The sequence below is a fragment of the Undibacterium sp. TC9W genome (assembly GCF_049339865.1).
Classification (GTDB): Bacteria; Pseudomonadota; Gammaproteobacteria; order Burkholderiales; family Burkholderiaceae_D; genus Undibacterium.
In genome coordinates this window covers 36,853-48,509 of record NZ_JBMPPJ010000014.1, presented here as the reverse complement: position 1 = coordinate 48,509, position 11,657 = coordinate 36,853, and the positions used below count along the sequence as shown (strand labels likewise).

Here is an 11,657-nt window from a genome sequence, read left to right as displayed (position 1 = left end):
ATGATTGTTGCTGGTTATTGTGGTTTGGCAGCCGCAGGAGCAAGCATGCGCAGACGCATGACTGAGTTTTCATTCTTGAATTCGATACCATCCTGCGTCCAGGCACTAATCACACTGCGTGCCTTGTCCGACATAAGGCCAGTGTGCCCCTGTAAATTCTCGAAATAAATCACATTGCCTTTGATTCTATAGACACCGGACAATTGCTTACTCACATCTGGTGTAGTTTTGGCCCAGTCTTTTTTTGCTGCATATGAAGAAACACTGAATTGAAAGCTGCGGTTCTCTGCCAGACTCATTTTATATTCCAGCACCTGCTGTTTAGCGTCAACTACATTGACGAAAGTGCCTGGAATTATTTTTGCATCCAGCAATTTTTCTGCATTTTCCACCATCACCGCATATTCCGGCGTCTCTTTCAGAGGAGTATTGCCAACCGCATCAAGCTGATTTTTATTGCCCAAAAATTCAACAAGCAAGGCAACGCCTGCGACCAATACTGCCACCAGCACAAACTTGTTGATCAGACGCATGAAATTCTCTTTCCATTTATTAGCTAATGAAAGTAAAATTTCATCAGCATTGACGATAAAGGTAATGTTATCATTAGCTGACAAAAACTGGTCGAAAAACCGTCGTTTCAGGTTTTTTTGTGAACTCCAGACTGTATTGCACCAGAGAATCCGGGATTATGAACACCATACTTGTCGCCTTGCTGGCCAATATGATAGGCAATGAAATGCTGGCACCCAATCAGCCGCGGCCCAATGGCCTGCCGATACTGTACCGCTGTGAAGTGTATCCGCAAGCGAAAATCAATCCAGAAAATTTTGACATGGTAGTCACCCAGGGTCTGCGCAATTGCGTGGCCATGCGTGAAATGACTTTTCCCGAATACCTGGACTGGCGTGACGAACAGGCAAAGAAAAAACCGGCTGCGCCAACTTAGGCTCAGCTTAGCCTCTGCATTGACTTGATTTAATTGTTAGCAAGCCCGGGTTGCGCATACAATGCAAGGAGTCTTTCTGCAAAACAACAAATTATCAATCATCAGACATTTCATTAAAAAGGTCACTATTCGTGCTTTCTGAACATCTGAATGCCAGCATCTTTTCTGAAACAGAAATTAAAAAGCACTGTGCACGAATTATTATCGATGGCTATGCCATAGAGGCCAATGACGGCGTGGTCCCTACTGTTGCTGAATGCCTGCAGGCAGAAAATGGCCTGCGTATCATTGAGACTTATCTGGCCAGGGGCTATCCTCGCCAGTACTTCAGCCGTTGCGCCCTGCCGCGCGATAGCAATGATTTCTTGCGGGCATTTGCAATTTCAGACCGTTCAAAAATCAGGCTGTATGGCGACATACTGGGCTTCTCTGTTTTCTTTGGCAATTTGCCTATCACTGCACTCTTGCTTGAAAGTATGCACGACAGCCTGGGCAAAACCCATTTTGTCATGACAGAAGACAGCAGCCTGATCTCGGATGAAGAACTGAAGGCGCATATCAGCTACGACAATATTGCTGAGTATGCAGCCAATGAAAATGAACGCTGGACCATGCTGGAAGTAGCATTGGCAGCGCCAAATGGCGCTGTACTTGAATTGATAGAGAACCGCCTGAATACCGATACGCAAAAGATCATTTTGCGACAGCAACTGCGGCTGGAGAAAAACAGCCTGCAATCACCATTGTCGAAGATGGTGCGCTATTTTATCGACACCCAACGCATTGATAAAATCGCCATCATAGACCGCTTGCTGAAGGAGATAGGCAGCCCGGTCAGCTTTGCTGAACACTTTAGCGATATCGTGTTTGATGCGATACGCAAACGCTCTTTGCCACCGTCCAAGCTGGCATTGATACCAGGCTTGAACAAGAACATGGCTGACCGTAACCAGAATTCATGGTCGCTGTATCTGGATGCATTTATTTCAGACCAGGATCGCCAGGAATACGAAAAGCTGTTCGCCTGACAGGCTACAAAAAACTGGCAGGGAAGCCTGCCAGTTTTTATTCCACCCATTATCCACCATTAAATAGTTGCCGCCAGACGCGTACCCTGGTTGATAGCACGTTTGGCATCCAGCTCTGCCGCCACATCGGCACCACCAATCAAATGCACAGGCTTGCCAGCTGCTTCCAGCATGGCTTGCAGGTCACGCCTTGGTTCCTGCCCTGCACACAGAATCACATTATCAACTGGCAGCAATTTTTGTTCGCCACCGATGGTGACATGCAAACCCGCATCATCTATTTTTTCATAGCTGACACCGGCGATCATTTGTACTTCACGGTTTTTGAGACCTGTGCGGTGTATCCAGCCTGTGGTTTTACCTAGCCCATCGCCTACCTTGGAAGTCTTGCGTTGCAACAGGAAAATCAGGCGTTCTGATTTTTCCAGATGCGCAGGGCGCAAGCCGCCGACGTTTTTATAGTCAGTATCGATACCCCATTCTGCATAGAATTTTTCTGGGTCCAGGCTAGGGCTGGTGCCGCTATGACTCAGGTACTCGGCCACGTCGAAACCTATGCCACCTGCTCCGATAATCGCAACAGATTTGCCGACGGTTTTCTTGTCACGCAGGACATCAAGATAGCTCAGGACTTTGGCATGTTCTATACCTTCAATAGGCGGGACACGTGGGGTGATGCCAGTTGCCAAGACCACTTCATCAAAGTCTGCCAGGTCAGCCGCATCAACCTTGGTATTGAGCTTGAGCGTGACGCCAGTCAATTCGATTTGCTTGCCGAAATAACGCAGGGTTTCATAAAACTCTTCCTTGCCCGGCACTTGCTTGGCGATGTTGAACTGGCCGCCGATTTCAGAACCGGCATCAAACAGAGTCACGGCATGGCCGCGATTGGCTGCGGTCGTGGCAAAGCTCAGACCAGCAGGGCCAGCGCCAACTACGGCGATACGTTTGGCTTTCTCCAGAGGGGCATCGACCAGCTCAGTCTCATGGCAGGCGCGTGGATTAACTAGGCAAGAGGTGACCTTGCCACCAAAAGTATGATCAAGACAGGCCTGGTTACAACCTATACAAGTATTGATTTCATCTGCCCTGCCCTGCTCTGCCTTGCGCATGAACAACGGGTCTGCCAGCAAGGGGCGCGCCATTGACACCATGTCGCAATAATCTTCTGCCAGCAATTGCTCGGCAATTTCTGGAGTATTGATACGGTTGGTGGCGATCAGAGGGATATTCACCTGGCCTTTGAGCTTCTTGGTGACCCAGGCAAAAGCAGCGCGTGGCACCTTGGTGGCAATGGTAGGGATACGTGCCTCATGCCAGCCTATGCCGGTATTGATGATCGTCGCACCAGCCGCTTCTATGGCTTTTGCCAGTTGCGTGACTTCTTCCAGCGTTGAACCACCATCGACCAAGTCCAGCATGGACAGGCGGTAAATAATGATGAAGTTGGTGCCTACCTTTTCGCGTATGCGGCGCACGATTTCTATAGGGAAGCGGATACGGTTTTCATAAGCCCCGCCCCATTCATCATCGCGCTGGTTAGTACAGGCAGCGATGAATTCATTGAGTAGATAACCTTCTGAACCCATGACTTCGACACCATCATAGCCTGCTGATTGCGCCAGCGCGGCACAACGGACGAAGTCAGAAATGGTTTCTTCCACTTCTTCTGTAGTCAGTGCGTGCGGCTTGAATGGGTTGATCGGTGCCTTGATCGCGCTTGGCGCAACCAGGGTAGGCTGGTAAGAATAACGGCCAAAATGCAAAATCTGCATGGCAATCTTGCCACCAGCATCATGAACGGCCTTGGTGACTATCTTGTGGTGTTCTGCTTCTGACTCAGTGGTCAACATGGCGCCGCCATGCATGGGCCGCGCTCTTTCATTCGGGGCAATGCCGCCAGTCACAATGAGGCCAACACCACCACGGGCGCGCTCTGCATAAAATGCCGCCATGCGTTCAAAGCCATGATCGACCTCTTCCAGCCCTACGTGCATGGAACCCATTAACAGGCGATTAGGTAAAGTAGTGAAACCCAGATCGAGTGGCTTTGTCAGGTGAGGATAAAAAGACATGGCGTATTCCTAAATATAAAGGGTTCAATCAAGCCGCAGATGCTGAAAATACATATTACACAACTGAGTATGCAACTAAGTGCATAAGAGAATACCGAAACTGCTTTATTTATGCAACCAGTTGCATATAAAATGTCTAAAAACCACACCGACTATTTACTCTAAAACATGTCCCTGCCCCACGCCTTGCTAACCTCGATTGCCGAAAAGCCATGTTCGGGCTATGACCTGGCGCGGCGTTTTGACAAGTCCATAGGCTATTTCTGGCATGCAACCCACCAGCAAATCTACCGGGAACTGGGGCGCATGGAAAGCCAGGGCTGGGTTATCTCTAGCGAGGTTGAAGGCGGGCGCGCAGGCAAAAAGCTCATCGCAATTCTCCCGGCAGGCCGGGATGAATTACGACGCTGGGCCAGCGAAAGCAGTGCACCGATGCGACTGCGGGATGACATGATGGTCAAACTGCGGGCTGATGCTGCCATAGGCCCCTTGGGTCTGGCAGAAGAGTTTGAGCGCCGCCTGCAATTACATGAGCAGGAACTGGCAACTTACCTGGAGATAGAAAAGCGTGACTTCAGTGCCGCAAAGCTGTCACATGAACAGCAATTGCGCTACCTGATTTTAAAAGCAGGCATCACCTTTGAAGAAAGCCGTGTGCAGTGGACTAAAGAGGCTTTGCGCATCTTGAAGGATGGTGTAGAAGCGAAGTGAGCGAACTCCACTTCCTTATTTAGGTCGTGGCCGCTTCACATCTGCCTGCACCGCCTGCAAACGACCCGCACGCAATTCTGCGACCGCCTTGGCGACTGCAATCGCCACGTTGCGCGATTCCTGCTGGATGGCGACATCGGCATCCAGGGTTTCGTGGCTATTCGCATAGGGTTCGTAATAACCTATGTACCGTCCCAATCGCGCCTGCGTACCAGCATCGATGAAGCCCATCCAGTCCAGCCAGTCTGACAATGCGCGGCGCGAGTCTTCAACACCAGTCACATCACCATGCACGATCAGGCCATAGGCACGGCCTGCCAGATGCTGGGGGTAATTCCAGCCCGCCATTTCCAATTCCTTGGCCTTGGCGGCTTTTTTACCTGAGGTGGAAGTCGGGTCAGGGTTACCGCCATCGGCGCAGACCAGGCGGTCTATCATGAGCTTCAAGGGGCTGGGACTTTGGTACCAATAGACTGGCGTGACGATGATGACTGCGTGAGCGGCAGTCCAACGTTCATAAATTTCTGCCATCCAGTCATTGGTCTGGTTCAAGGCATGATTGGGGTAACAGCTGCAGGGCCAGTGACACAAGGGCATGGCAGTGGAAGCGCAGCCCTTGCACGGGAAAATATTCTTGCCATACTCCGAGGTCAGCAAACTCAGGTCTAGTACATCGGGCTCAATATTGGCTTGTTCCAATTCCTTTTTGGCGATTTGCAGCAGACGAAAACTCTTGGACATTTCACCAGGACAAGTACCGTCATTGCGAGCAGAGGCGCAGATCAGCAAGACACGCGATGGTGTCGATGCCTGACTCCACTTTGCCTGCGCGGCTTCCAGGCGGTCTTTGGTCGCCTGCCATTCCACTGACAGATCATAATCAGGGTCTGCATAGCCAGCGCCAGCTTTTTGCGTGAAAGGGGCTTTGCGCCCTTCATCATATGCATGCCAGGCAATTTCTTCCAGCCTGGCGATGGCAGACTCTTCTGCATCAAAAGCCGGATCAATAAAACTGGCCCGATAACGTTGCCCAAATTCTTCGCGGCTGAGCTGGGGTTTTACCTGGCCTAAGCGTATCTGTATCATGATGATGGTTTCCTGATGAAGTAAACGTGGTCAAGCGAGTCTGCCACAATCGTTGCAACGACTATTGCATCAAGATAGCAAATCTCTTCGTTACCCCTCTGTGTGTTAGCGAACAGATACGTTTGAAGCAGAGGGATAGTCTCTGTTAAGTCAGGTCGGGAAACGCTGAGGCGAAAGCCATGCTTTTGCACAATATTGGTCCTGGTCCTGGTCCATGTGAAGCAATCACTTAAAAGGAATGACCATGAGCGAAAAAACTGCAAGCGTACATTGGGAAGGTTCAGGCAAAACTGCTGTCGGCAATATCAGCACTGAAACCGGCGCGTTGAAAGAGTATCCCTATGGCTTTGCCAGCCGCTTTGAAGATGACAGACGCGGCAGCAATCCTGAAGAATTGCTGGGTGCAGCCCATGCAGCCTGTTTCACCATGGCGTTTTCATTTGCCTGCGAAAAAGCCGGTTTGAAAACGACTGATGTAGATACCAAGGCCAGCGTCAGGCTCTACAAACAGGGCGAAGGCTTTGTGATAGACCGTATTGCGCTGACGATGGAAGCCACAGTCGCAGGCATAGACGATGCACAATTCCAGGAAATTGCGGCGGGTGCAAAACGTGATTGTCCTCTGTCAAAAGCATTGGCCAGCGTTCCAGAAATAACATTGCAAGCAACTCTGCGTGTGGATACCACGCCATAAGCACAGCATAAGCACACCATAATTGCGGCGGATAGTTATACAAACTATCGAACTATCCGTCGTTCCCTGGTTCAGTACACAGCTCATACTTTACAGGAAGATGATTCCCGTTTCAGTGCGGAGCTGGAAGTAAGGGCGACCAGCCTGGATGAAGGTGTATCAGCCACAAGCAGCAAACCTGCTACATCATCGCCGGGCTTTTTGTCGGCCTTGTTTTTTTGTTCCGCATGATCCAGATGCACCTTCCCCTCATTGATATTGAGCTGGTATTTTGGATCAATTGCGGTAGCAATGGACAGATTTACTTCGCCCTTGGCAAGGCTGGTGCCGCGGTAAGCACAGCCTTCAAACAAACTCTTTGAGCCGACTTTTTCAGCAATCTTTTTCTCGCTGCCATCGGCATTCACGTGGGTCGATGCCTTGACTTCCATATTGCGCATCAAGTCATGAGAAGAAGCAGCTACGGCTTTGAAAACCTCGGTTAATGAGCCGGTTTTTTCATAGATCGTCTCAAATACTGCCTTGGGTTTGCCATTGATATGGGTGACCTCAGGGTTTTTCAATATGGTCGGCAGTTCCACCAGACCGAGGGTACGGTCGGCGCCGGCATAGCCACTGAGCGTCATGACCTCGCCCTTGGTGGCCGCAGCAAAGCGTGCCGAGGCATCAGCCCAGCGGCCATCCGTTGCCGCAAACATGAACTGGTTGGCCGGATGATCGCGCTTGCTCAGGACTTCATCGACTGACTTGCAGTTATGCGCTTTCGCGACCGCCTCAAGATAGTCTTCCGATTGCAGAAAAGCCGCTACCGGTGTCTTGTTGATCGCCCGTATATCCTCTTTATTGGCGACCATGAGTTCTACCAGGTCATTACTGGAAATGTCTTTGTGCACCATGCCGCCATACAACAGGGTGACTTGTCCATCAGAATAGATGGATACCTGGTTGGCGAGATCTTTCAATGAATCCGGCGTGCGGTAATCTTCGGGATGATCCTGCAGCAGTGCCATGGCTTGCTGATGACTGAGACCTGACATAAGCCCTCCGTCTAAAAGTCGAATTCTGCAACGTGTGCAGCATAGACAGGCGACAAGGAACCGTCGCGATAGGCCCGCAAGGCATCTTTGAGATCTGCCATGAAAGCTGTGCGGTTCGCGTCAAACTCTGTCTTGGCGTCTGCTTCAGGTTCATGCATGCCCAGCCAGCTCCAGCTGGTTTTCCACTTATCGTCAGGCAGGTCATGCCCTTCGCTGCTCAGGCGCAGGCTATACAGATTGCCGTTCCAGAAGTAGCTGAAGTTTTTGTGTGATGGCTGTTCACGGTCATAGGTCATATAGCGCAGATAGATATTACGCTCGCGGTCTATCACCCACCTCGACGCTGTCGCCATGGGAAACTGTTTGTCAATTTCGCGCAAATCAAAAGCCACGATATCCGCTTCAGGGATTCTCTCATAGACAAAGGCCACTGCCGGTTCTCCTGATGTTTCAGTTAAGCAAATAAATAAAAATGCGTGCCAGCGCTATCACGATTTAGCGACTATTTTCACAGATAAGCTAATAACAAAATCCTGAGCATGATGCAAATCTGCTTACACATTGTTGCGCTTTAATATAAAACATACAATTACTTGATTGACACGCTTACACCTGTCATGCACCATCCATTTACTTTCATGCATCATGCGCCCAGATACGACACCCTATTTGGGAACAGGCATAGCTTGACCAATTTCAACCACCTTCATCCAGCGACCACATGAAAAGCTCATCTTCCCTGAAAACCCTCAGCCTGCTCACCGTCAGTCTCGCATGTATTACAGCCCCTGCTATGGCTGCAGACTACAGTCCTTTTCCCAAAGCCGGTGTCTATGATGCCAGCGACAATGGCTTTGAACGTCTGTTGACGGTGAAGCCTGATGGCAAATTCACGCTGGAAGTGGCAGAAAAGGGCAAGCCCGGTAATTTGCGCAGCGGTGCGGGCGAAGGAAAACTGACGGATGCCCCGGGTGGCTGGAGCTACGCTGAAGGCCGTTGCAATATGACTCTGAAACGCGCTGCGGGCGGAATGCAATTGCATGTAGAAACCTGTGCCAGTGCCTGGGGTGATGTGCCATTCGACGGCAAATATAAATACCAGGGTGATGAAGTTGCCGCAGCACCCGTCAAGGCTGCACCTGTAGCAGTTGCCGCACCAGTTGCTACACCTAAAGCCGTTGCGCCTGCTGCCGCAGTTGCGCCTGTGGCGGCAGTTCCAGCTGCTGCCCCGACAGGCAATGGCTTGCCATCGCGCAAGGAGCTTAAGGACATCTGGTCTGGAATAAGTGTAGCTAATATTGGCAACAAACACATACTCGTCGCCGTTAAATCCATAGAAAATAAATCCGGTGTCCCAAATCCTATTGAGCAATTTTCCAGGGCTGCGTTTGTTATCGATACAAATATCCGGTATGAAGAAATGTCAGCCGCAGAGCTGGCAAAATTTCCCTTGCAGTTGATAGACATCCCACTGCCTGCTGTCGGTCCCAAAGAAGGTTTGGAATTTAAAAGCGATTGCGTCTATGGCAAATCCGATAAAGTGATCGTCATCAGCAGGACCGGCCATCCGACCATCAAACGCCTGGCTGCCTGGATGATGGATAATAATTTGAAGGTAGTAGAAATCAAGCAAATCAACAAGGTTAACTGCGCTTCTCCGTTCTACTGAAATTCCAGTCAGAAACTAGGGTCAGGCATATTTTGGCATAAGCCTTGTCAACCCGGCCCAATCTGTCAGCGTAATAAAGTCACAGTCAGAGCGCATGCCCGCTCATCAAACCTGCCGGTGGTGATCATTCAGCATCGGCACCCTGGTGATTTCATTTTTCCTTACTTGTTTTGCTAGCCCTGACAGCAGGTTTAGCCGTTGGCTTGGTGACTGCCTTGCTACCTGCCTTGGTCAACGTCTGGCCAGTTGCGGCAGTCTTGGTTTTACTTGCTGGTTTCGCTGCCGCTGGCCTCGACGCAGACTTGGCTGCTGGCTTGCTGCCAGTTTTCTTTGCCACTGTCTTTTTTTCTGGCACTTCTACTGTTGCGCCTGCCACCTCAGCCTGTTGCCCTTCCATTGCCTTGCTGACTGCTTGCTTGAACTGCTCTTGCAGTAGCCCCCACCAGGCCGCCGGGTTGACGAAAGGTGCATTGGTGTCTGTCGCTTCTGGAGCAGTTGTCGCTTTGGCAGAACCGGTAGAATTGGCAGATTGCATATCCTCTGCCACAGGCACCTCAGCCTGCACAGGGCTTGCTCCAGCTTCTGGTGGCATGTCTGCGCTATCTTCGTCCACTTCTTCATCGGGATCAGGTTCTGCGACTTTTGCCCTGGCGGCATGTGGATGCATGGGCCAGTCGGCATTGCTATTGCCTTTACTGTTGCCCGAATTGCTGGCTGTTGAACTTGTCGTTGCCTGCTCTGCCATCGCACCAGCCTGTTGTGCATGCTGTGCGAAACTTTCGCCCAATGATTGCAAGGCAGCCAGGGTAGCGCGCTGTACTTCCAGTGCCTGTATGGTGCCTCGCAGCATGTTCATGTTGACGGTCAGCCAGGATTCCACCGTCTTCAAATCCTGAATTTTTTTGTCCAGCTCATCCACGGACATGGGTGGAGCCACCATACCAGGTACCTGCATATTGCCCCAGAGTTTTTTGACGAAAGACAGGGTATCGCCCATGGCATTCATGCCGGGGATCTCAGAACCAGAAAACGGATTGCTCATACGACTTCTCCTTCATATTTTCAAGGTTGCTTTTATTTAATCTTAAGCATCTTGCATGAGCTGGGCAAGGCCGTCAATCGCGCATCAAAATATCGCTCGGTTTTAAAACCATAGCCACTGCCTTCATTATCAAAACGCACGCCACTCTCGCCCTTTTTTTGCATGACCGAGACATATAAGGGCTGTATCAGTTGATGGTCTTCTGCACGCATGATGGCGTCATGGAAGGCATTCTTGTAATGCGCGCCTTCCATGGCGTGGGCCACGGCTGCTGCTTCGGTCGTCCTGGCTTTTTCTATGGCGGTAACCAGCATCTCCACCATGAGCTGCATGCGCAGATGCACATAATCGTCGCGCGGGTCGGGATAGCGCTGACGGAATTGCTGATAGAAGGCGTCGCTGTCGGCACCGCCAGCATTGGGGTGCCATTCCGCCACCGCACGCACCCTGTCTATGCCTGCATCGCCCAGTGCCGCCGGTGCACCCAAGCCATTGCCATAGAAGGTATAGAACTTGGTCACCATGCCCGCCTCCTTGGCGGCCTTGACCAGCAGGGTCAGGTCATTGCCCCAGTTACCGGTGATGACCGCATCGGCACCGCTGGCCTTGATCTTGGCCATATACGGAGCAAAGTCCTTGATCTTGCCTATGGGATGCAGGTCTTCGCCAACAATCGCAATATCCGGTCTTTTCTCTGCCAGCATGGTACGTGCTGATTTATTGACCTGGCGGCCAAAGCTATAGTCCTGGCCTATCAGGTAAATCTTTTTGGCGCGGCTGTCAGCCTTGATGACTTCTGTCAGCGCATGCATGCGCATGTCGGCATGGGCATCGAAACGGAAATGCCAGTAACTGCATTTTTCATTGGTCAGTGCCGGATCGACCGCAGAGTAATTAAGAAAGAGCAGGCGATTATCAGGTGTACGCTGATTATGCTTGTTGATGGCATCCACCAGAGCCAGGGCAACGGCAGAGCTATTGCCTTGCACAACAAAGGGAATATGCTGGTCGGTTACATGCTTGAGCGCAGTCAGGGAATCTTCTACCCCCTGTTTGTTATCAAAGCTGCTTAATTGCAGAAGATGTAGGCCATCAGGCAGGCGTACACCGCCACGGGCATTGACTCTTTCTATGGCAATCTGCAAATTCCTTTGCACTGCCTCACCGGCATTGCTGAAAGCACCGCTGAGGCCGTCTATCATGCCTATGCGTATTGGGCTGAGGCTAGAGCTGGAGTTCGAATTGGAATTGAGGCGTACAGGATTTTGCGGCGTCACCGCCTGAACATTCTGCAGCAGACATAGTGTCAGCAGTACGGGAGAATATCGTTTCAAACAGCTAATTATTGTCATCGGCATCAGATTAA

The 11,657-nt window shown here is 50.8% G+C and carries 12 protein-coding genes; 5 read left to right on the top strand and 7 right to left on the bottom strand.

The annotated features are described in order from the left end of the window. Positions 1-14 precede the first annotated feature (14 nt). Positions 15-533, bottom strand: a complete 519-nt coding sequence (locus ACO0LN_RS19245; protein ID WP_422976515.1) for a hypothetical protein — start codon at positions 531-533, stop codon at positions 15-17. Between the two features lie 158 nt (positions 534-691). Between ACO0LN_RS19245 and ACO0LN_RS19240 the strand changes: the two genes are divergently transcribed. Both ACO0LN_RS19240 and ACO0LN_RS19235 read left to right on the top strand, forming a co-directional pair. After that, positions 692-949 carry a hypothetical protein gene (locus ACO0LN_RS19240; protein WP_162043646.1) on the top strand — a complete coding sequence of 86 codons (258 nt, stop codon included), beginning with the start codon at positions 692-694 and terminating at the stop codon, positions 947-949. Between the two features lie 131 nt (positions 950-1,080). After that, entirely contained in the window at positions 1,081-1,977 is an 897-nt protein-coding gene (locus ACO0LN_RS19235; protein WP_422976513.1) for a hypothetical protein, read from the top strand. Positions 1,978-2,036: 59 nt separating this feature from the next. On the opposite strand, the gene ACO0LN_RS19230 is transcribed toward ACO0LN_RS19235, so the two are convergent. Beyond that, positions 2,037-4,052: an FAD-dependent oxidoreductase gene (locus ACO0LN_RS19230; protein ID WP_422976511.1), complete on the bottom strand. Its 2,016-nt coding sequence runs from the start codon at positions 4,050-4,052 to the stop codon at positions 2,037-2,039. 168 nt (positions 4,053-4,220) lie between these two features. On the opposite strand from ACO0LN_RS19230, the gene ACO0LN_RS19225 reads away from it, so the two are divergent. Continuing rightward, positions 4,221-4,763: a PadR family transcriptional regulator gene (locus ACO0LN_RS19225; protein ID WP_422976509.1), complete on the top strand. Its 543-nt coding sequence runs from the start codon at positions 4,221-4,223 to the stop codon at positions 4,761-4,763. Positions 4,764-4,778: 15 nt separating this feature from the next. Here the strand turns inward: ACO0LN_RS19225 and ACO0LN_RS19220 are convergent, their stop codons facing one another. Further along, complete coding sequence (locus ACO0LN_RS19220) at positions 4,779-5,849, bottom strand: flavodoxin family protein (protein ID WP_422976507.1); 1,071 nt, start codon at positions 5,847-5,849, stop codon at positions 4,779-4,781. A gap of 244 nt (positions 5,850-6,093) precedes the next feature. Here ACO0LN_RS19220 and ACO0LN_RS19215 point away from each other — a divergent pair, with 244 nt between their 5' ends. Next, positions 6,094-6,543, top strand: coding sequence for an OsmC family protein (locus ACO0LN_RS19215; RefSeq protein WP_422976505.1), 450 nt, complete (start codon positions 6,094-6,096; stop codon positions 6,541-6,543). Between the two features lie 83 nt (positions 6,544-6,626). Here the strand turns inward: ACO0LN_RS19215 and ACO0LN_RS19210 are convergent, their stop codons facing one another. Beyond that, positions 6,627-7,580 (bottom strand): hypothetical protein, encoded by a 954-nt coding sequence (locus ACO0LN_RS19210; RefSeq protein ID WP_422976503.1) that lies wholly within the window; start codon positions 7,578-7,580, stop codon positions 6,627-6,629. A gap of 11 nt (positions 7,581-7,591) precedes the next feature. Then, entirely contained in the window at positions 7,592-8,011 is a 420-nt protein-coding gene (locus ACO0LN_RS19205; protein ID WP_422976501.1) for a hypothetical protein, read from the bottom strand. Positions 8,012-8,301: 290 nt separating this feature from the next. Between ACO0LN_RS19205 and ACO0LN_RS19200 the strand changes: the two genes are divergently transcribed. Beyond that, on the top strand, positions 8,302-9,249 hold the full coding sequence (locus ACO0LN_RS19200; RefSeq protein WP_422976499.1) for a hypothetical protein: 948 nt from the start codon (positions 8,302-8,304) through the stop codon (positions 9,247-9,249). Positions 9,250-9,400: 151 nt separating this feature from the next. Here the strand turns inward: ACO0LN_RS19200 and ACO0LN_RS19195 are convergent, their stop codons facing one another. Next, on the bottom strand, positions 9,401-10,291 hold the full coding sequence (locus ACO0LN_RS19195; RefSeq protein WP_422976497.1) for a PhaM family polyhydroxyalkanoate granule multifunctional regulatory protein: 891 nt from the start codon (positions 10,289-10,291) through the stop codon (positions 9,401-9,403). Positions 10,292-10,323: 32 nt separating this feature from the next. Beyond that, on the bottom strand, positions 10,324-11,649 hold the full coding sequence (locus ACO0LN_RS19190; protein ID WP_422976495.1) for a branched-chain amino acid ABC transporter substrate-binding protein: 1,326 nt from the start codon (positions 11,647-11,649) through the stop codon (positions 10,324-10,326). Between the last annotated feature and the right edge of the window lie 8 nt (positions 11,650-11,657).